Annotated in this window: 15 protein-coding genes and 2 pseudogenes; 8 read left to right on the top strand and 9 right to left on the bottom strand. The window is 61.7% G+C overall.

What is annotated here, in order from left to right; translation table 11 throughout:
- Positions 1 to 10: 10 nt before the first annotated feature.
- From AKL02_RS20680 to scpB, 4 genes and pseudogenes are all read left to right on the top strand, one after another.
- Positions 11 to 460, top strand: a complete 450-nt coding sequence (locus AKL02_RS20680) for a helix-turn-helix domain-containing protein (protein ID WP_083080200.1) — start codon at positions 11 to 13, stop codon at positions 458 to 460.
- A 196-nt stretch (positions 461 to 656) separates the two neighbouring features.
- Positions 657 to 2,435, top strand: a complete 1,779-nt coding sequence (locus tag AKL02_RS20675) for a hypothetical protein (protein WP_198453324.1) — start codon at positions 657 to 659, stop codon at positions 2,433 to 2,435.
- Positions 2,432 to 3,835: a site-specific integrase gene (locus AKL02_RS20670; protein WP_083080194.1), complete on the top strand. Its 1,404-nt coding sequence runs from the start codon at positions 2,432 to 2,434 to the stop codon at positions 3,833 to 3,835. The genes AKL02_RS20675 and AKL02_RS20670 overlap by 4 nt, the downstream gene beginning before the upstream one ends.
- A 370-nt stretch (positions 3,836 to 4,205) precedes the next feature.
- Positions 4,206 to 4,724: pseudogene (scpB, locus tag AKL02_RS20665) on the top strand (SMC-Scp complex subunit ScpB); the annotation flags it as partial.
- Positions 4,725 to 5,068: 344 nt separating this feature from the next.
- On the opposite strand, the gene AKL02_RS20660 reads toward scpB, so the two are convergent.
- The 4 genes and pseudogenes from AKL02_RS20660 to AKL02_RS20645 form a co-directional block, all read right to left on the bottom strand.
- Positions 5,069 to 5,332 (bottom strand): helix-turn-helix domain-containing protein, encoded by a 264-nt coding sequence (locus AKL02_RS20660; protein ID WP_083080188.1) that lies wholly within the window; start codon positions 5,330 to 5,332, stop codon positions 5,069 to 5,071.
- Positions 5,333 to 5,756: 424 nt separating this feature from the next.
- Positions 5,757 to 6,182 carry a rhodanese-like domain-containing protein gene (locus tag AKL02_RS20655; protein ID WP_078523298.1) on the bottom strand — a complete coding sequence of 142 codons (426 nt, stop codon included), beginning with the start codon at positions 6,180 to 6,182 and terminating at the stop codon, positions 5,757 to 5,759.
- Between the two features lie 24 nt (positions 6,183 to 6,206).
- A complete protein-coding gene (locus AKL02_RS20650; protein WP_083080186.1) occupies positions 6,207 to 6,923 on the bottom strand; it encodes a DUF1499 domain-containing protein in 717 nt (238 codons plus the stop codon).
- 138 nt (positions 6,924 to 7,061) lie between these two features.
- Positions 7,062 to 7,912: pseudogene (locus AKL02_RS20645) on the bottom strand (sterol desaturase family protein).
- 85 nt (positions 7,913 to 7,997) lie between these two features.
- Here AKL02_RS20645 and AKL02_RS20640 point away from each other — a divergent pair.
- The 3 genes from AKL02_RS20640 to AKL02_RS20630 all read left to right on the top strand — a co-directional run bounded on the left by AKL02_RS20640 (position 7,998) and on the right by AKL02_RS20630 (position 10,702).
- Positions 7,998 to 8,660 carry an ArsR/SmtB family transcription factor gene (locus AKL02_RS20640; RefSeq protein ID WP_083080184.1) on the top strand — a complete coding sequence of 221 codons (663 nt, stop codon included), beginning with the start codon at positions 7,998 to 8,000 and terminating at the stop codon, positions 8,658 to 8,660.
- A gap of 307 nt (positions 8,661 to 8,967) precedes the next feature.
- Positions 8,968 to 9,942: a calcium/sodium antiporter gene (locus tag AKL02_RS20635; protein ID WP_083080182.1), complete on the top strand. Its 975-nt coding sequence runs from the start codon at positions 8,968 to 8,970 to the stop codon at positions 9,940 to 9,942.
- Positions 9,943 to 10,081: 139 nt separating this feature from the next.
- Positions 10,082 to 10,702 carry a class I SAM-dependent methyltransferase gene (locus tag AKL02_RS20630; protein WP_083080179.1) on the top strand — a complete coding sequence of 207 codons (621 nt, stop codon included), beginning with the start codon at positions 10,082 to 10,084 and terminating at the stop codon, positions 10,700 to 10,702.
- A 20-nt stretch (positions 10,703 to 10,722) separates the two neighbouring features.
- Here the strand turns inward: AKL02_RS20630 and AKL02_RS20625 are convergent, their stop codons facing one another.
- On the bottom strand, positions 10,723 to 11,151 hold the full coding sequence (locus AKL02_RS20625) for a MerR family transcriptional regulator (protein ID WP_083080176.1): 429 nt from the start codon (positions 11,149 to 11,151) through the stop codon (positions 10,723 to 10,725).
- Positions 11,152 to 11,257: 106 nt separating this feature from the next.
- On the opposite strand from AKL02_RS20625, the gene AKL02_RS20620 reads away from it, so the two are divergent.
- Positions 11,258 to 13,465, top strand: a complete 2,208-nt coding sequence (locus AKL02_RS20620; RefSeq protein ID WP_232621814.1) for a heavy metal translocating P-type ATPase — start codon at positions 11,258 to 11,260, stop codon at positions 13,463 to 13,465.
- 290 nt (positions 13,466 to 13,755) lie between these two features.
- Here the strand turns inward: AKL02_RS20620 and AKL02_RS20615 are convergent, their stop codons facing one another.
- From AKL02_RS20615 to AKL02_RS20600, 4 genes are all read right to left on the bottom strand, one after another.
- A complete protein-coding gene (locus AKL02_RS20615; protein ID WP_198453197.1) occupies positions 13,756 to 15,144 on the bottom strand; it encodes an IS1182 family transposase in 1,389 nt (462 codons plus the stop codon).
- A gap of 270 nt (positions 15,145 to 15,414) precedes the next feature.
- Entirely contained in the window at positions 15,415 to 16,002 is a 588-nt protein-coding gene (locus tag AKL02_RS20610) for a hypothetical protein (protein WP_083080445.1), read from the bottom strand.
- Positions 16,003 to 16,267: 265 nt separating this feature from the next.
- Positions 16,268 to 17,716 carry a hypothetical protein gene (locus AKL02_RS20605; protein WP_083080447.1) on the bottom strand — a complete coding sequence of 483 codons (1,449 nt, stop codon included), beginning with the start codon at positions 17,714 to 17,716 and terminating at the stop codon, positions 16,268 to 16,270.
- 9 nt (positions 17,717 to 17,725) lie between these two features.
- Entirely contained in the window at positions 17,726 to 19,561 is a 1,836-nt protein-coding gene (locus AKL02_RS20600; RefSeq protein ID WP_083080449.1) for a site-specific integrase, read from the bottom strand.
- Positions 19,562 to 19,701 lie beyond the last annotated feature (140 nt).

Here is a 19,701-nt window from a genome sequence, read left to right as displayed (position 1 = left end):
TGGATAGAGAATGCCCACAGGACACGAAAATCCCGATTGCGACTCTCCGCCAGTGCTGCTCGACCGGGCGTTTCTGCGACGTCGATGGCGCTTTTCAGCAAGTGACACCTTCCTCTGGCGACACGAACAGCGCGGCCTGCTCGTTCCTGTCACCGACGGCACGAAGCTGCGCTACACTTGGGACGCTGTTTTCGCATTTGAAGGCGGGCCACCTCCGGAGGGCATGGTCGCGGCGTATAAGGGCGATCTCCTGACGGTGGAAGAGGCGGCGCGGCTCTGCTCCGTGAGTCCATCGTACATTAGGGCGGAGGCCCGTGCGGAAAACCTTCCGAGTCGGCGTGCCGGGCGGGCATGCCTCTTCGTTCCGGCGGAAGTCGAAGCCTGGCGCGCGCGGCGCTTCGTGAACCGCAAAACACTGAAAAAGGCGGGAATTTCCTCCGATAAATGGAACGGGGGGTGAAGTTTACGGGCCAAACTTCGCACCCCGTTCCATTCATATTGTCGCAATGAACGGTCGGGCGGTCGAATGAAAACCGACAGGAGGAAATGAAAAGATGAGCAACGAACAATCTATCGGGCTGAAAACCCTCAAAGACGTCGCGCATGTCCTGCCGTCGGTTTATTCCGAGGCGTCCGCGAAGACCCTCGCGGCCGCGTTGCACAAGGCCGAACGTCTTACAGGGCTGCGGCTGTCGCAAATTCCCGCCAATGAAAACGACTGGATCCGTCGCGCGAAGTCGATCATCTGGGCCGACGAATTCCGCGGCGCTACGCCGGGCGATCAGGAAGCAGTGTTCAACATTTGGGTGAAGAAGATCGCGTCGACGATCCGGCGCGCGCAGGAGAGCGTGACGGCCCCCGTAAAGGTCTCCGACCAGCGCGGCGCCTGGGATCAGATCGTGGACTACGCCGCGCGCGTCGAGAATACCTTCGATGACGAAGGCAATCGCATTCTGCCGAACATGTTCTCGGTCTCGATGACAATCCTGCGCTCGCACGGCGGTCATCTGCACCCGAGCGAGCTGACGACTGAAACTGCCCGCCAGACCTTGATTGCCTGCCGCGCGGACAAGGCTGCATCGTTTCGCAACGCTATAGCCGCGTTCAATCGCCTCGTGCGTGAGCAGAACCGGCATCCGGCGATCGCTCATCTTCTGCCGCAGCTTCCGATCGGTCCGATCCCGCATCTTCGGGATGGGCCACTCGATTGGACGCTCTTTACGCCCGCCTTCGTTGCCTCCCGGGACCGCGCGATCACACGGGCGATCACTGGGGATCGCACGCGGCGCGGCGACCGGTTCAAAGGCAAGCTCGGAAAGGGACAGCTTTCTGCGGCGGGCCAGCGCAAGGGCCGTCGCCGTGGCGTCGGAAATCCTGACAGTGCGCGCAAGAACCATCTCAATGCGCTGAGCTGGCTGGTGCGGCACGCGTATCCCGATCGGTCTGATGCCTATGATCTGAACGATATCCGCGACCTGTTCACCACCGAGATCGTCAAGCAAGCGGTCGATACCTATATCGCGCGTGCCGAGGCGTCCGAGGTTCTGCTCAATCCGACGGAGACGTCATCCGCAGGTGGGGTGCTTGCGCGCCTTCAGGTCCTCGCGGATCGCAACGAATGGTCCGAGGACGTGGTGTTTGAGTTGGAAGACGCGCGGTTTGATCGCGTCGACAGCCACCAAAGCCGCGAAATGTCGAAAGGGCGGGAGCAATTCGTGAAACTCGTGCAGCGCGATCCCGCCGTGCCTCGCGCGATTGTTTCAGGTCCGCGCCGGCTGGCCGAGGAGGCTCAATTGGTCTTCGACGACTGGAAAAGTTTCAAGACGCGCGAGCGTGAGACGGCGCTGCATCTCTCGATGGGGGCAAGTTTGCTGGCGCTGCTACTTGCGCGTTCGGTGCGCTCGAAGAACGTGCACGAACTCATCATAGACGGTGACGATGCCGAGTTGCTTCGACCCCTCCGCGATGCCAGACCCTGGCTTGAGATCGATCGTCGGCGTGTGAAGAACGCCAGCCCGATCGCCGGTGAGATTCCTGAGCGTCAGTGGCGTGTCATCATGCAATGGCTCGATCAGGGTCTCCCCAAATGGTGCGAAAAACATGGGATCGATTTCGACGAAAACGTGTTGCTCCTGCCCGGGCCGAAGGGGCTGCTGTCGCGCCACACATACAACAGGGTCTGGAATAAATGTGTCGCGCGGATCGGTGTTCCGGGCCTTCAACCACACCTGATGCGGCATGTCATGGCGACGATCTGGCTTGCCGCAAATCCGGGTGATTACACGACCGTCGCCGCGTTCCTTTGCGACAAGGTTTCCACTGTGGAAAAATTCTACGCCCGTGGCGAAGGCGCAGCGGCCGCGAAGCTATTTGCCGAAGCGCTCGAGGCGCTCGACCCGACGCTCGAGACCTTTCTGAAAAGGAGAGCCGCATGACCAAGACCCGAGACCAAAGGGCAGGGGAGCTGCCCGCGCGAATGCCGCATGTCCCGCCACGCGTGGTGGAACGGATGCAGGACCATCTGCGGCAGCAGGAGTTCTCTCAGCGCGGCATGCCCGCCGCGCTGGAGGCTTTCTTTGTCGAACTGGACAAGGCTGGGCTCGCACCCGAACAGGTGACCGCGGAGGTGTTTCGTGCCACCGGCACGTCGCGGTCCCGGTTCCGCTGTCTCGTCGCAGCCCTGCGTCAGTTTGCTCCGGACGTGCCGCTTTCCCCATCGCACCCGGTCAAGCAGGACTGGGATCGATGGCTCAATGCGAGGTACAACAAAAAAGAAAAAGTCGAAGGATCAAGCCGCCGTGTGGGCCTGGCGCCGGATGACTGGCCGGTGGCCTGGCGCACGGCTCTGCCGACGCTGGAGCGGAGCGTGCGGCCCTACGGGGTGCGATTGAAACCACTCGCGCCGAAAACAAAAAGCACCTTGGTGTCCGCCGTCGGAATGCTGGCTCGCTCACGGAGCTGGGCGGCCAGTCGGGGCGTGGCCCTTCCCGAGTGGCCCTCGGACGAACTCTACGATGGCTTCCTGCACTATCTCGACGAGGAGCGGGACGTCTCATTCGGCACCGCGCGTGACTACCTCCAAAATGTCCGAATGTTCTTCCTGCGTGCCGGGCTGTTCGACGAGGGCAGCTTCGAGGCGATCGGCGAGCTTATCTCTGCGCTTCATTCTGAAGCGGTGGCCACCGACCCCGGGAAATGGGCGCGGCTGAAAGAGTTTCGCGCGAGGTTTACGCTTGCAGGCTTGTTGGACGAGGCCGAGGCGGCGCGCGCGGAAGCGGAGTCCCTGCCGGGAGGTTCCACATCGGCGTTCAAGCTGCGCCAGAAAGCGATGGTCTATGCGTTGCTGGTGAACACCGGTGATCGTCAGGGTGATCTGCGGGAATACCGCGTCGGGGTGGAGATTTGCCGCAGCGATACAGGCGACTGGGGGCATGGGATCCGGCAGAATAAGACAGGAAACAAGAAAGACCTGGACCTGCTTTGGCCCGGCACCTCGGCATTGATCGACCGGTTCATCCTGGGAGACCGCCCGGACTGGATGCTGGCTCAACGTCTCGATGAGGTCGAAGGCATGAACCTGCTGACGCTCTCTGAGCGGGTCGTGAACAAAGGCTATATCAACCGGCGTCTTGCCCACGACTTCGGGATCCACGGACATCTTGTGCGCACCCTCATCGCCGATCTGCTTCGCAGGGCACGGCCGGATGCTCTCTGGGCACTTCAAAAGATGCTGGGGCATACCAGTAGGACCACACAGCGGGTCTATCGGTCGGATTTCGACGAAAGTGCCGCAGTGCGCAACTTCGATGCGCTGATCGGCACGCTCGCCGATTGAGTGGCGCGGAAACGTTGACGCACATTTTTCTGGGGCTGAGCCTGTCGAACGGCGGGGCTACGTGGCGACCTCGCTCAGGGCGAGAAACGGGGTTATGAAGCCAAACCATTTTGTGCGGATAGCTTCCGCTGCGAACGCCGACCGCAACGCTCGTGTCTGAACTCATGAAAAACGGGAGAAGCGAACTCGCCTCTCCCGTTTGACGCTGGTCGCTTCTTGCGCGGACGGAAATGAAGAATCTAGCCTGCGCCGCATTTTTCCACTGTTGCTCCTGCAGTGACCTGCCGGATGAAGCCTGACCCCCAACCGCCTGTTCGGCGGCCATTTTCGGGTCAGTTTCCAGTGTTTTCTCAGCCGCCTATTCGGCGGTCTGCTCTTTGCCTCCGCAAAGCCGGTGCCGCGCGATGATCTTGCACGGGTGGTAGGGCAGGGGGCCTCGGTCGAGTTGTTGATTGCGGACCTCGCCGCCGATCTGGAATGGCGCTCATTCGAGGTGGCTCGCGTCGCCGACAGTTGGATGCTGCGCACCCGGTCCTCTTATGCGCCCGCGATCCGGGCGGCGGCGGATGTCGGGGACCAGCTTTTCGATCTGAGCGAATTCGACATCGCCGTGCTCGCCGCCATTGCTTGCCACCAGCCGATCACTCGCGATGGGCTGAAGGACATATTCGGGAAGGAAATAAGCCGCGACCTCACGGGTCGTTTGCACGGCCGCGGCCTGATAGCCACCGGGCCGAGGTCGCCTCAACGCGGCGCGCCGTTTACCTTCGTTACCACCGACCAGTTCCTCGCGGCCTTCGATCTGGAGAGCCTGCAGGGCCTGCCCGACCGAGAAGGGCTGGAGGATGAGGGGGTAATGGAGGCGGAACAGGCCAACGTCCCCGGTTGAGTCGCCCAAGGGAACTTGATCGCGACGACCCTTGGTGTCGCCTTGGTGGGGCGGATGGGTGATGACGCTCTCAACCTTCGGTTCGCTGGTCCAGATCATCGCGCCGCGGAGCGATTGGGCCTGCAAGAGGCGCTTGCGATCTCGGGAGTTGCCTTTGGGGGCAGTGCTGTGGGTTGTCTGGTTTCGATCCCTGAACATGATGTAAGCCGAACCATCTCAATATTGAGAGCTCGGGATGCGGGTTGAGAGGCAGTCGAAGGGTGCCGCTTAGGACTTGGTTTCTCTATGTAAGCCAATGAAGAATGTGCGGCAGCTTCTCTCCGGTTTCAGAATGACCGAGCGTTTCAGCCAGTCGACTTATACGCGTGAACCGTGGAGCGATATGCCGCGACATCCTCAGGCGCCGGCATATCGCCGGTGAGCGACTCGCAGGTCTGAACATCTCCGAGCGACAACTCCGAAAGAGTTGCGATCTGTTCCTGGCTTAGGTTCGCGGTGTCGCGCAGAGCACGGAGCTCCATTGCTAGGTCGATCTTGTCTCGAAATTCGGCCTCGCGCACAGCGATCTCCGGGCGTACTTCAAGCATTTTGTCGCGAAAGCTCTTCATGCATCTCTTATAGCATGGTTTGGGTGTTGGTGGCAGCTTCGAGTTTGTGAGGCCTCGGAGCAATCGGCCCTAACCAGACATTCGTTGTCCTCGTCGGCGCTGCCGCGCAGCTTCTCCGAAGCGGTCTTCTAGGCCCGCCGCAGCACCTTTCCGGCTCCTATAGAAGCTCTGCGGGACAAGCCTGCCGATCGCAGCATTCACTCGATCTGTGCCGCAAGGGCGAAGGATTTTGCAAGGGCGCTGGAATTGGATTTTTACTGCAGTATCGATGAAGGACTGAACAAGAAAAGGAACGGCTGATAGTAGGTTGTGCTGAGCCGACTATTCTGTTGCCCCATCGCTTCGGAGACTTCTCTCAAAGCAGTTCGATCGACGGGCAGTCCGAGCCAACGCCATGGCCCGGAGCCATCAGGAACGGTTCAGATCAGGGCTTGTAGGCAGCGTCTTTTTCCCAACCGGCGAAACCAGTTTGCAGAACTACGACGTTCGTTCGACCCGCCACCCGCAGGGCAAATGCTGCTTGGGCGGACAGACTGCCGGTGTTGCAGAAGAGGACTGTCATTCGATCCTCGGGGATCTCGTCAATCCGGTCCAGCACTTCGCGCCATTCGATATTGATGGAACCGGGAATCGTGGCAGCGTCGAACTGCTCTGCGTCGCGTGTGTCGACGAAAAGCGCCGTTTCAAAGACGGCCTGGTCGATCTGTTGCGGTAGTATGATGCCAGCCTCATACTCCGAAAACATCATGTATTCCTGCATAGCCTCGATGGCCGCGTCCTGCGCCAAAATGGGAGTGGAATAGAGGCAAAGCGCGACAGTGGCCGCGCCAAGAATGTGGGACAGTTTCATCTGGGTGCTCCTTGGTTTTCGATCTTATTCGGTGACTTGTGCTTGCAGCTCCGCAAGGAACGCCTCGATGCGTCGGGCATTGGCGCCGCGGTCGATCTGCCCAAGGCGCGAGCGTGACCGCATGTCGATGCGGCTGCCTGTCTCGATGTCGGTGACCCGAACTGCCACCTCGTCCTCGAAGCCGAAGACGCGGCTTCGGGCGATAGCTTCGATCTGGTTTTCCGCAGGGTCGGCCGAGAGCACCTCCCAGCTACGCGCCTCAACAAGGGTCAACGCCTTTGCGAATGCATCCTCGACCGGGATCGGAATTTCCAGCGGGCGCACGTCCGGATAGGCGGAGCGTTGTGGCTCGGCATTCTGCGCCGGGTAGTCCGTTGGGGTCGCGGTGAACCAGTAGACTGGCGGGTCTTCGGTATCGGTCGAGATGTCGTTTATCGGCGGTGTCGTCCGAGCGGCGATTTCGAAAGCCACTCCGAGGCCTGCAACGGGTAAGGACAGGATCAGGCCAATCAGCGCAATGCTGGCACCGCGCCTCTTGCGGATAGCCCCCGCCAACGTCACGAGCGCTGCGACGACCCCCACTAATGCCGCCCAGACACCCCACCCGGCGATGTCATAGGCTTGGGGCCAAGGCCAGCCGCCCGCGCGATAGCCCCAGACGGACAAACCAAGAAGCGCAAGGGACACAAGGCCGAGAAGGATCGCCGCAAAGCCAAGGCGTCGCGTTATGATTTCAAGCATCTGTATCTTTCTGATCGGAGGCGGGATTTAAGCGGAGTGCGTTTCCAAGGGTCAACGGGCCTCCTGAAAGCCGAAAAGAGCACCTCCAAGGGCTGTTCAAGAAAGGGCGCAGGTTCTCACGGATGCCGAGGATGTAGGTCATTCCTCTTCCTCCACCGCGATGCGTGGGTCGAGAGCATGGCCCGAAGCTGGGCCACGCAGGGGCTGGATCAGCATTCTATCGATCCAAAGGTCACGGCGCGTGCGGAACTGTTCGATCCCGATCTCCATACCCTGATGCCCCCTTGCCGGTTGCGCGACATAGGTGCCTAATAGCCGATCCCACCAAGGCAGGTTGAAGCCGTAGTTCGAATTGGTCTCACGCGGATCGATGGAATGGTGGACGCGATGCATGTCGGGCGTGACCACGAACAGGCGCAGCACTCTATCAACCGGGCGCGGCAGATCGATATTAGCGTGGTTGAAAAGCGCGGTCGCATTCAGGATCACCTCGAACAGCAGCACCGCGACCGCAGGCGGCCCGAGCGCCGCGACCACCGCCAGCTTGATCCCCATCGAGATCAGGATTTCCAGCGGATGGAACCGCAGGCCCGTCGTTGCGTCGAAGTCGAGATCGGCATGGTGCATCCTATGAAGCCGCCAAAGTCCGGGAACTGCGTGGAACATGACGTGCTGAAGGTAGATCGCCAAATCGAGCACCAGCATCGAAACAAGGATGGCTGCCCAGCTGGGCCAATCAAGATTGTTGAACAGCCCCCAGCCACGATCCTCGGCCATGACGGCCAATCCGACTGCGAGGATCGGGAATGCCAGGCGCAGGATCACCGTATCCACAAAGACCAGGCGATATTGTTCGTCCAACGGATCAAGCGCGGGATCTCTCTGCGCCGCCGGGGGGCCGCGACCTCCCATAGCGCCATCGCCGCCAATACGCCCAGGAAAGCGGCAAGTCGGATCGTCGGCTCAGCGGTGAGTATCGTTTCGGTCATGCGGTCGGCTTTGCTCTTGTGGCGCAGGCTGGATTCGCTATCATTCAATTATTCGATTGAATGATGTAATATCCCGAGGCAGCCCATGTCAATTAGCCCGAAGATGGCCCTTCTCGAAGAATACGCCCTTGTCGCGCGGGCCTTGTCGGCCCCCGCACGCCTTATGCTTCTTGAGCAGCTCGCCCAGAGCGAGCGCAGGGTAGAGGCGCTTGCGGAAAAAACCGGGCTCACTGTCGCGAACTGTTCGCAGCATTTGCAGCAATTGCGGCACGCTGGCCTTGTCACCAATCGGCGCGACGGCAAGGCGATAATCTACAGGCTGACCGACGCGAGAACGCTGACGTTGTTGGGAATTTTGGGCGATGTGGCCGACAGGAACCTCGCACAGGTTGGGGAGATTCTGCGCGGGCTATCGAACGGCGGAGACGCGCCGGAACCGATCAACCGCGACGAGCTTGCCGCTCGACTGAGTGAAGGGTCGGTGACCGTCCTCGACGTGCGCCCCGCCGACGAGTTCGCCGATGCCCATATCTCGGGCGCGCTCAACATGGCCGTGACGGAGCTGGACAAGTTCCTGACGGATCTCGACCGAAACACCGAGATTGTGGCCTATTGTCGTGGTCCATACTGTGTCTACGCTCACCAAGCCGTGGCGTTCTTGCGCAAGAATGGCTTCAACGCTCGTCGTCTTGACGGCGGTCTGCCTGAGTGGCGCGAAGACGGTCGAGCCATTCAGGCAACATCCTGATCTACAAAGGCCTTATTCGATGTCGCTACGGGTCGACTTGACTATGTGATCGCATCTGCATGCGAGGCCTTCAAAAATGCAATGACAATTCGCCCAGACTTCACATGAGATCTCATGATGGAAGCAACCTCCGCTTAGTGTCTGCTACCGGGTCGCCGTTCATGGACGGCCAGTTGCTGCCGTTGATACGCATGCCGGAGCGCTGCTCTACACCGCGACACATCTTGCGCAACTCTCTTGATACCCGCGCGCGCCACCGCCATTTGGCGTGCGGTAAGCGGCGATGACCGCATAGGGATGGACTGAGATGTTCGAGATTTGGGGGCCCATTCTGGCGGGGCTGGTCGCGCTGGTGGTCGGAGGCGAGCTTTTGGTCCGCGGGGCGGTCCAGACCGCTGAGCGGATCGGTATCTCACCGCTTGTGATCGGATTGACACTGGTGGGGTTCGGCACCTCGACACCGGAACTGGTGACATCGGTTCAGGCCGGTCTGAGTGGATCGCCAGGCATCGCCTTCGGCAACGTCGTGGGCTCAAACATCGCGAATATCCTTCTGATCGCTGGCGTTTCTGCCGTTATTGCGCCCCTCGTTGTGGCGCGCGTCGCCCTGCGACGAGATGCGATGGTGATGCTGGTCGTCGCCGTCGTCTTCGCTGGGGTCGCGCCGTTCGCTCCGATGGGGCGGATCGCCGGAGTTGGATTGATCGCAGCGCTGGTCGGCTATTTGGGCTTCGTGATCCATCAGGAACGCCAGCACGCTGACCGCGGCGCGATCTACGACAAGACGGTGGCCCTTGCTGACGCGGTTCCCGGCCTCGCGCCACCGCATGCACCTCACGGTATTCTCATGCCGCTGTTGCTCGCGTTCGCCGGATTGGGCCTCGTGGTTTTCGGTGGCTCATTGCTGGTTGGTGGCGCCGTATCGCTCGCGCGGGCTTTTAGCGTCTCGGAAACGGTCATCGGTCTGACCATCGTGGCGATTGGCACCTCGATGCCCGAGCTGATCACCTCGATCGTGGCGGCGCTGAAGCGTCAGGGCGAGGTGGCTTTCGGAAATGTAGTCGGATCAAACATCTACAATATTCTCGGCATCGGTGGGACGACAGCGCTGATCGCCCCGTCGCGCGTGCCCGAGGAAATCGCGCGATTCGACGCCCCGCTGATGGTTCTTGTCTCACTCCTTCTGGTGGTCTTCGCGACCACCGGGCTACGGATCACCCGATGGGAGGGGCTGGCGCTAATCGCGGGCTACGGTATCTATCTTTGGAAGCTTTGGCCTTGAGAACGTTGGAGTCAAAGGTGAAAACTTTGAAATGTCGAACCCTGGGCGGGGCGGCGTCAAAATCTGAAAAAGCATATGGATCACGAACACCAGGCGCCTTGATAGCAATGCTATTATAGCCAGCGAATAGGGGACTTGGATGAACGAAGCGCGAAAGGATCACTGGGATCGGATCTACGGCAACAAGAGTGACAGTGACCTCAGCTGGCATCAGGACGCTCCGGAGATCTCGCTCGAACTTGCCGAACGCGCCGGTTTGACGCCGGACACTCGGGTGATCGACGTGGGCGCTGGCACTTCGCGGGTCGTTGACGGCTTGATCGCGCGTGGCCTGCGCGACATTTCCGTTCTCGACCTCTCCCAGGCGGCCCTCGACGCCCAGCGTGCCCGGCTTGGGCCGCGCGGCGCGGACGTGGAGTGGATCGTCGCCGATATCACGCGCTGGTCGCCCCAGCGGGTCTATGACCTCTGGCATGATCGCGCCGTGTTCCACTTTCTGGTCGATCCATCGGATCGGGCTGCCTATGTGACGCGCCTGTCTCGTGCCCTGCGCATTGGGGGGCACGCGATCATCGTGACCTTCGCTCCTGACGGGCCGGAGACCTGCAGCGGCCTTCCCGTTCGTCGCTACAGTCCGGAGGCCCTTGGCGGTGTGCTGGGCCCCGATTTCGAGTTGGTGGCAAAACGGTTCCAGAAACACACGACGCCCTCAGGCAACCTGCAGTCTTTCCAGTTCAGCCTGTTCCGGAAGCTCCGCTGATCGGCCCCTATGCTACGGGGTCAGCCTATCGCGTCGTGGTCCTCGGCGAGACATTCCGAGTGGTCGCGCAGCACCTCCAGCACCCGGCACTCCGAGGCTGTCCCTCCCCGACATTCGCCGATCATCCGTTCCAGTTCGCTCCTGAGCGCTTGGAGACGCGCGATCCGGGTCTCGACCTCGCGCAATTGCCGCCGCGCGATCGAATCCGCAGCTCCGCAATCGCGCGCCGGATGATCTGACAGGTCCAGCAATTCGCGGATCGCTTCGAGCGGGAAGCCCAATTGGCGCGAGTGCCGGATGAAGGCGAGCCGGTCGAGATCGGAATCGCCGTAGCGCCGCTGGCCGCCCTCGGTCCGCCCGGGCTCGGGCATCAGGCCGATCTGCTCGTAATAGCGGATCGTCTGCACCTTGGTTCCGGTGCGGCGGGCCAATGTTCCGATCGTATGCATGTCGCTCCTATCACGGTCGCGTGAGGGCGAATTTTTCCCTTGAACCTATAGTTGCTGTAGCTCCCATCTTCCTCGCTGTCGAGAAAACCACGCGAGAGGACAGCAGATGACCGAGACAGCAGACCTTCAGGAATGGCGCGTGATGGGCATGGATTGCGGCGCCTGCGCGGCGAAGGTGCGCGGTGCCGTCGAGGCTCTGCCCGGTGTCGAGGGGGTCGAGGTGACGCTGATGAACGAGCGGCTGCGGTTGCGGCTCGATACGGCGACCACCTCGCGCGAAAGCGTGGAGAAGGCGATCCGCCGCCTCGGCTATGGCGTCTCGGCCAAAGGGGCTGAGCCGGAAAAGCCCAAGGGCGGATTTGTTCTTCCCGAGGGTGCCCTTCCGGCGGCGAGCGAGACGAATGAGACGCCTGCGGTCGAGAGCGCGCCAACGCCGCCTGCCGATCCCGCGTGGTATGCGACCCCGAAGGGACGCTACCTGATCGCGACTGGGCTTCTGCTGGCCGCCGCCTGGGTGGTGGAGCTGCTGGTCGGCGGCCCGATTGCGCATTGGGTCTTCGTGCTCGTCACCGTGATCGCCGTCGCCCCCGTGGCGCGGCGGGCCGCCCTGATGGCCCGGGCGCGGATGCCTTTCACCATCGAAATGCTGATGAGCATCGCCGCGATCGGCGCGCTTTTCGTCGGGGCGGCGGAGGAAGCCGCGCTCGTCGTCTTCCTCTTCGCTGTCGGCGAGATGCTCGAAGGGCTTGCGGCGTCGCGCGCCCGCGGCTCGATCCGGGCGCTGGCCGATCTTGTGCCGAAGACTGCGCGGCTCGTCAGCGGAGACCGGATCCGAGAAGTTCCGGCGGACAGCCTCGACATCGGGCAGATCGTGCAGGCCCGCCCGGGCGACCGCATCCCGGCGGACGGCGTCATCGTCTCAGGCAGTTCGGGTGTCGATGAAAGCCCTGTGACCGGCGAGAGCGTGCCAGTCCTGAAAGAGCCCGGCGACGCGGTCTTCGCCGGCGCGATTAACACCGAAGGCGAGCTGCGCATCCGCGTCGAGAAAGCCGCCGAGGACAACACCATCTCGCGCATCCTGCATCTCGTCGAGGAAGCTGAAAGCGCCCGCGCCCCTGTAGAGCGGTTCATCGACCGGTTCAGCCGCGTCTACATGCCCGCGGTGGTGGGCGTGGCGCTTCTGGCCGCGATCGTGCCGCCGCTCGCCTTCGGCGCGCCTTGGGAGACGTGGATCTATCGCGGCCTCGCGCTCTTGCTGATCGGCTGCCCCTGCGCGCTGGTGATTTCTGTGCCTGCCGCCGTCGCCGCCGGGCTCTCGACCGGGGCGCGCCACGGGCTGTTGATGAAGGGCGGCGCGGTGATGGAGACAGCGGCTAAAACCAGCCTCGTCGCCTTCGACAAGACCGGCACGCTGACCGAGGGACGGCCGCAGATCACCGATCTTTTGCCCCTGAACGGGACCGAGGCCGACCTTCTCGCCACCGCCGCAGCGGTCGAGACGGGCAGCAACCACCCGCTCGCACAGGCGATCCTCGCACGGGCGGAGGCGGGCTCTATCGTGGTGCCCGAGGCGACTGAAGGCATGGCGATCCCGGGCCGCGGCGCGCGCGCCAAGATCGACGGCGAGGTCTGGAACGTCGGGGCGCCGCGCCTTGCAAACGAAACGGGAATTCTCGGCGCCGCCGACAGCGCTACCGCCCGCCGCCTCGAAAGCGCGGGCAAGACCGTCGTCTGCGTCTTCACGCCTGGGCGCCTTCTGGGCCTTATCGCGCTGCGCGACGAGCCGCGCCCCGATGCGGCAGAGGCGGTCTCCGCGCTCAAGCAGATGGGTATCTCGTCGGTCATGCTGACCGGCGACAACCCGGTGACGGCCCGCGCGATCGCCGACGGGCTGGGCATCGAAGCCCGTGCCGGGCTGCTGCCAGAGGACAAGGTTACGGCGGTGCGCGATCTGGCGCGGGATGCGCATGTGATGATGGTGGGCGACGGCATCAACGATGCCCCGGCGCTCGCCACCGCCCATCTCGGCATCGCGATGGGATCGGGCACCCATGTCGCCCTCGAGACCGCGGACGGAGCGCTGCTGCGCAATCGGGTTGCCGATGTCGTCGAGCAGATCCGGCTAGCGCGCGCGACGATGGCCAACATCCGTCAGAACGTGGCCATCGCGCTCGGGCTGAAAGGGGTGTTTCTGGTGACGACGCTGCTCGGTCTCACCGGTCTCTGGATCGCGGTAATGGCCGATACCGGCGCGACGGTGCTGGTCACGATGAACGCGCTCCGCCTCCTACGGTTCAAGGCGGAGGCGCAGTAGGCCTGAAATCTCTGCTCAAGCGCTGGAGATTTCCTAAATCGACAAACCCCGTGCCGTTCAACCGGGCAGCCGAAAACGTTTGAGGCAACTCGAAGCTGGAGTGCCTACTCTTTCTTTGAAGGAAACCGCCGCGGTAATTTGTGGGATAGCGTGCCCTGAATGGCCGCTTCCAAACGATAGAGGCACCACTTTGTCTTTGCAGCGAACGTCTGCTCTCCGCCGATTCTGTGGAAAAACACCCGTTCGCGATTGCAGAAATTGGAAGCTTTCGTGATGTGCGACTGCCTTTCCTATAAGGCTTTCCGCGGTTGCTGCGGTGCGGGAAAGATCTTCGCCAGCTTCCTGAGGTTCTGGGCGGTTGCGGCGAGGAGAAATTCGTCATTTGCGCCGCACGGGCCACGTAGTCGGAGGCGTCCGAGGCCAAGGATGCGTTTGAGGTGCGCGAAGAGCATCTCGACTTTCTTCCGAAGCTTCATCGAGACCTCGTATTGCCTGGTCTTTGCGATGTCCCTGGCGACCTGGCGGGCGTCTTCGTGTTCCTCGCGGGTGATGGACCGGAAGTCCATGTTCGGGCAGCAGTGCTGCTTCGAAGGGCAGGCCTGACAGATGTGCTTCAAGCCGCGGTATTTGGCGACGCCCTTGCCGGTCGGTCCTCTGTTCGGGTCGGAATAGTTCCGGCGGAACTGCTTCAGCGTCTGACCCTCTGGGCAGATGTATTGATTGTTTTCGGCGTCCCACTCGAAGTCGGCCCGAGTCCAGGTGCCATCGTTACGGCCCGACTTGTCCAAGACGGGGATGTGCGGCGCGATCTTGCGCTCGACCAGCCAACCCAGCATCGGCCCGGTGCCATAGGCGGTATCCGCGATCAGGCGTTCGGGATGCAAATCGAACTTGGCCTTCACCCGGTCCAGCATGGTGCGTGTCGAGCCGACCTCCGCCTGCCGGATCGACCGCGTCGCCTCGACATCCACAATGACGCCGTGATCCGTGTCGATCAGGTAGTTGTCTGAATAGCTAAAGAATGCCGGACCCTTGCGCGCTGCCGTCCACTGGCTGGCCGGGTCGGAATGCGAGGTGAACTTGGGCTGGACCTCGCTGGCGGCACCGAAGGCGGCCTCGTCCAGCGTCTCAAGATACTCGCGAACGGCGCGGGGCGCATCCGTCGGATCGATTTGCGAGGCGTCCCACTCTTCCTTCGGCGTCGAGTTCTGCTTGTTCGCATCCGCCTCGATCAGGCTGGCATCGACCGCCATGCGCTGCCCGCTCACCAGGCCTGCCTCGATGCAGCGTGCGACCGTCATCTCGAACAGGTGGCGTAGCAGCTCGCTGTCACGAAACCGGCCATGGCGGTTCTTCGAAAAGGTGGAGTGATCCGGCACCCGGTCAGCAAGGTCGAGCCGGCAGAACCAGCGATACGCCAAGTTCAGATGCACCTCTTCGCAGAGGCGCCGCTCGGACCGGATGCCGGAGCAATAGCCGACCAGAAGCATGCGGATCAGCAGTTCGGGGTCGACAGACGGACGGCCCGTGTGACTGTAGAAATCCGCAAGATGAGCACGGATGCCGCTCAGGTCGACGAACCGGTCGATGGATCGAAGTAGGTGATCTTGCGGAACATGGTCCTCCAGCGAAAACTCATAGAACAGCGCTGGCTGAGCTTCCTGCTTCGGTCCCATCATCGCCAATCCTCCCACCTGATGTCGGAATTGAATCAGCGCCACGCCCAGCAATCAAGCGCGAGTTTTTCAACGGAATACGCCCTTCCCGGGCCGCACCACCTCTCGAATGCACGAAACGCAGAAAGGCGCTGTGGCGTCGCCCATCTTTGCCTTGCGTCTACGCTCTGGAGCCCCGATCGAAGTGATCGGGGCGGACATCTCAGCCCATCCGATCTATTCATCCGGCGGAGCGCGCTTGCGCATCTGTGTCCGCCGGACAGCAGACACCCCTTACCCACCTTTAGGGTTTTTGAACGACTTCACGACATCTTCGAGAGTTGTCTTCGCGGTTGAGAGCTTCGTGACCTTGTGTTGGAGCTTCTGGCGCTCCGTGAGCAGGCTATCGATGCGTTTCTGCGCTTTCGCGAGCTGCTCGGTCAGCTGCTCCGCTTGCTCGATCGACCCTTCGAGGTCATCCTCCAACGCGGCGATGCGCTTGTCGCGATATTCCATGGAAGTGTTCGCCGCATCGAGCGAGCTTTTGGTCGCCTTTTGCATGTCCTGATGTGCCCGGGCGAGCAACATATGAACAAGAGAGGTCAACTCCTCCATACCAGGCTGGAGCCCCTCGATCATGCCCGCCGGCAACGTAGCAAGCAGCCGCCTTTGCTCATCTTCATTTTCACGCTCAAGAAACCGCTGAATGACCTTTTTGACGGCTTCCGTGCTCGGGGCTTTCGCGATGCCCGCCGCCTTGAGCCAGGCACAAACGTTCTTCCCGTTCAAGTCCCGACCATTGAAACGCAGATCGGCGATCGCATCGGCGATGTCGTCATCGGTGTAGTTGGGCTTCCGCCCTGCAGTGCTTTTTTCAGTCATGTAACCTCGGTCTTGGTGTAATCATTCGTTGATTGATTTGATGAATGGCATTCAACGAATAGCTGCGTGTGGCGGGCCTCATTGCCCGACCTGAAAGGGAGATCGTTCCGGTCTGGAAATTCCAAAACCGAATTTTCTTAAAAAGTTGGGCGCGCCTCGGTCAGACGTCCAGGCGCCGCGGGGCGCCAAAGATATGCCTGTCGCGCAATTTTTGAATTGCAGAGAGGGGCGGCTGGCTTTTCCGAAATTGCGGACGAAGCGCGTCTTATGACGCTTCGTCGTAGACTGTTGCTCGCGCGACTTTCTTCTCAAGGTCCGCCATCGTGGACTGCCATTCGCGCACGGATGCCGTGACGCGGAAATCGGTAAGATAAGCGCGCTGCGAATAGCGGTTCGAGTGCCCGAGGAGCGCCTGTGCTGCCCATGCCGCATCCGGCTCTTCGGTGCGGATCAGGTTTGTGACCAAGGTCCGGATGAGGTGGCCCGAAATCCCGAACTCCTGCTTCAGAAGGGCGCTCGGGTGGTAGGTGTCGTAGCCGTCCTCTCCCAGACTGAGCAGGTTCATTCCGTCGAGCTCCGCCATGCGGTCCTTGATTTGCCACGAAGGACGATCGGCCAAAACATGGGCGTCGAGAAGCCGGGCCGTGAAGGGCCAAAGAGCACCCAGTTCCTTTTTGCGTCGCGTCTTTGCCTGTCGAAACTCCACCTCCCAAGTGCCGTCTGGCAATCGCGAGATTTCACGGCCAATCCGAAACTCCGACAGGTCTCCCTGTCGGTCCGACCCGTTGACCAGTAGCCCGAAGATGACGGACTTGCGCCTGAGCCGTTCGGCTTGGGCACTGTCCCCCCGACAAGACGTTGCGGCCTCGGAAAATCGTGCGGCCGCATGCAGGATATCGGCCAAGTCGAACGCCTTCAGAAAGCCCTGAACCTTTGCGCGTTTGCCTTCCGGCTGATCTTCCGTTTCAGCTCGCAACTGCCCGCGGATATCCGCGAAAGCTTCCGCGGCGTCCCGGTCGAAGAGTCTCCCGCGATAGGCGAACCCTTCCACACGCTCGAAGTAGTCTGCGGCGGAGCGTGCCGAGATCCCGCGTTCGACGAGTAAATAGCGTAGGAATACCTCGGCGATATCGGCGCATAGGGCGTCACCCAGCGCGATGCCGCGCCCGATAGCCCAGGTCCGGGCTGTTTCGCAGGTCCCGATGGCGGCGACGACGGACGCGCGCGACTTTTCCCGAAGCGGCTTGTAGACCGTCTCACCGCGGCGAACGACCCGGTCGAGAAGAGGGAGGGCCTCGCGCCAAGGCGCTGGCCATTGCTCGGGCAATGCGGCGATCCGGGTGGATCGCCGAGGTTTCTTCGGTTTGCTGCCGTAGGTCGAGTTCAACCAGCGATCCCAGCTTTTCGTCACGTCTCGGGCCGGGGCAAGCGGCACGGTGGGATCAAACCGCGTAAGGGCCGAGATCAAAGTCCGGTAACTCGTCCGGCTGCTCGCGGCCGCCTCGAAGTCTTCGCGGTTTGCAGTTTCGGGCGTTCGGCCCGCCGCCGCGAGGGCGGCATAGAAGCGCTCGAGCGCGGCGGGTGCTCCGCGCCCCTTGAACGTGCCCTCAACAACTGCCTCCGCAACCGCGTGGGCGACAGGGCGCGGGACATTCTGCATCCGCGCAAGCAGCCGTGCGACCCGCTCGGCGCGGGAGAAAGGTTGATGAGCCATGAGGCCTCCTCAGGAAAGGTGGAGCGTCGGGTCTAGGCGCTGGATCACTTCGGCAAAGAGACGCGACGCTTCGCGTCCAGCTCCACGCGCGTAAAATGCCTGCACCGTGTCGATTTTGTCGCCCAGCAGGTCTGCAACGACGCCGTAGGCGCCGGGGTTCTGAGCGATGTAGAGCGTCGCGCCGACATGCCGCATCAGGTGCGGATTGAGGCCCATCACTCCAATGCGCGACATCCCCCGATTCCAAAACTTGTTGAATGTGCCCCGCGAGATCGCCTCACCGCTCTTGATGCCCGGGAACAGGTAAGGATTGAGATCGGGATCGATGTCATGGTTCGCACACCACTTGTCACGCCCTTCCTCGATCCAGAGCGCGAGCGTCTTCCACTGAACCGCCGGCACCTCGTGGAAAATGTCGCGATTGTTTTTCACACGCGTCCGGGCAATCTCGATCATCGCCAAAGATCCCTTGCGACGCGGGAGACAGAGCTCGGCGCCTTGCCCGCTTATTGTCAGCTCGTGGATATTGCGCGTCCGCAGAGGTCGCGAAAGCTGGAGCGCCATCGCTGCCGAGGCCATCGCCAAATGCAGCGCCTCGGTCTGGGCGTGCGCCCCCAATTTGTCCCACCCATCAAGTCCGCGTCGCGCTTCGCGTGCCAGAACGCGCGGACCTGTTAGGATGGTTTGAACCACTGCGGGGTTGTGATCCAGGATCTTTAGGAACGCCGCGCGTTCTGCCGCCATCTCGTTCGCATAATCACTGTGGACGGTGTCGGAGAACCGCAAATCCGCGATCGCATCGAGCACGCCGTCACCGAGGTCATTGCGCTTCGCGAGCGTATCGAGGGTCGCGAGCCATGAGTGCGTCGAAGACGTCTCCTTGGCCGTCTTGAGGGTTTTGCTTTGTTTCGTTCTCTCCGCGTATTTTGCGGTCGCCATTTTGACATTCTTGGAGGTCAGAAGGTCTTCGAGCCGAGTGACGTCAGGGGGCGGTGTGCGGTCCTCCCATGTGTGCCGGATCAGCCAGGACAGAGCCTGACGATGGTTCTTGCGGCGGTTTTCAGGGTTGCGGATCTTGCGCTTATTTTTGCTCCGCCGCGGCAGCGGGTCTGTGCCGAGTTTGCCTCCGAAACGATCGCGCTGCGGCCGCTCCACATTGATAGCCCTCTCGATCGCCGTGTCGCAGGATGCGACCAAGGATGCGGGTAGCGCACTCCAGTCGAGCGGAGCGTCTCGCAGTCCCCGAAGCGGCCCCACCGGCGATGTCGGGAGCAGGGCGGCGATTTCTTCATGCCGGTCCCTCCGGGTGATCATCTTGTCGAGGAGCTTGATCGAGCGACGAAACGATGCGGTCTTGTCCGCGGGGATACAAGAGAGTGCTTCGGTGGCCGCACCGGTATCGAGTTCTGCGGGAAAAACATGCCCGACTCGCGCCCGCAGATTTGCGAGCGATACATCTGCCATTCCGGGCAGCTGTTTTTTCCCATCAGGCCCTGGGCGGTTCTGCACGCGCTTCGCGTAATCGATCAACTGATCCCATGCGAGGCGCGCATCGGGAGCGACCGGCGCTGACGCGGTCGCCTCCTGCGCTTTCCGAATTGCGGCGCTGATTTTTCCTGACCAGGTATGAAACGCGCGCTCTGCCGCTTTCGGCGTCCCGGCCCGAAACTCCCCGGCCCAGACGATATGTCGGGCGATCTCGGTCCAGGCGACGTCATCTGCGGGAACCTGTTTGAGGGTTCGGCCGGTCAGCTTCTCGACGCGGCGAAACGCTGCGCCGTAAGCCTTTGCCGAGGACTCGGAATAGAGATTGGGCAGGGCGAGGTAGATATCGTTGAGAGTCATTATTTCATCCTTGCTGGTAAGATTTCATCTGCTGAGTGGCGCGTTCATTCGGACCAAGATGAACGAGACGCTCACGCAGATTTGGCCCATGAAGTTCGGGGGGTGTTTGGTTCAAAGGGGTAGAAAACCCGTTCAAATGG

Origin of the sequence: Thioclava electrotropha (genome assembly GCF_002085925.2) — a bacterium.
Lineage (GTDB): Bacteria > Pseudomonadota > Alphaproteobacteria > Rhodobacterales > Rhodobacteraceae > Thioclava > Thioclava electrotropha.
The sequence above is the reverse complement of the archived record's forward strand: the minus strand, read 5'-3'. Positions and strand labels throughout refer to the sequence as shown.

What these genes read in the sequence shown, in the direction of transcription:
- AKL02_RS20680 (WP_083080200.1), top strand. Translation starts at nt 11, where the DNA reads ATGCCCACAGGACACGAAAATCCCGATTGCGACTCTCCGCCAGTGCTG.
- AKL02_RS20670 (WP_083080194.1), top strand. Translation starts at nt 2,432, where the DNA reads ATGACCAAGACCCGAGACCAAAGGGCAGGGGAGCTGCCCGCGCGAATG.
- AKL02_RS20660 (WP_083080188.1), bottom strand. Translation starts at nt 5,332, where the DNA reads ATGAAGAGCTTTCGCGACAAAATGCTTGAAGTACGCCCGGAGATCGCT.
- AKL02_RS20655 (WP_078523298.1), bottom strand. Translation starts at nt 6,182, where the DNA reads ATGAAACTGTCCCACATTCTTGGCGCGGCCACTGTCGCGCTTTGCCTC.
- AKL02_RS20650 (WP_083080186.1), bottom strand. Translation starts at nt 6,923, where the DNA reads ATGCTTGAAATCATAACGCGACGCCTTGGCTTTGCGGCGATCCTTCTC.
- AKL02_RS20640 (WP_083080184.1), top strand. Translation starts at nt 7,998, where the DNA reads ATGTCAATTAGCCCGAAGATGGCCCTTCTCGAAGAATACGCCCTTGTC.
- AKL02_RS20635 (WP_083080182.1), top strand. Translation starts at nt 8,968, where the DNA reads ATGTTCGAGATTTGGGGGCCCATTCTGGCGGGGCTGGTCGCGCTGGTG.
- AKL02_RS20630 (WP_083080179.1), top strand. Translation starts at nt 10,082, where the DNA reads ATGAACGAAGCGCGAAAGGATCACTGGGATCGGATCTACGGCAACAAG.
- AKL02_RS20625 (WP_083080176.1), bottom strand. Translation starts at nt 11,151, where the DNA reads ATGCATACGATCGGAACATTGGCCCGCCGCACCGGAACCAAGGTGCAG.
- AKL02_RS20620 (WP_232621814.1), top strand. Translation starts at nt 11,258, where the DNA reads ATGACCGAGACAGCAGACCTTCAGGAATGGCGCGTGATGGGCATGGAT.
- AKL02_RS20615 (WP_198453197.1), bottom strand. Translation starts at nt 15,144, where the DNA reads ATGATGGGACCGAAGCAGGAAGCTCAGCCAGCGCTGTTCTATGAGTTT.
- AKL02_RS20610 (WP_083080445.1), bottom strand. Translation starts at nt 16,002, where the DNA reads ATGACTGAAAAAAGCACTGCAGGGCGGAAGCCCAACTACACCGATGAC.
- AKL02_RS20605 (WP_083080447.1), bottom strand. Translation starts at nt 17,716, where the DNA reads ATGGCTCATCAACCTTTCTCCCGCGCCGAGCGGGTCGCACGGCTGCTT.
- AKL02_RS20600 (WP_083080449.1), bottom strand. Translation starts at nt 19,561, where the DNA reads ATGACTCTCAACGATATCTACCTCGCCCTGCCCAATCTCTATTCCGAG.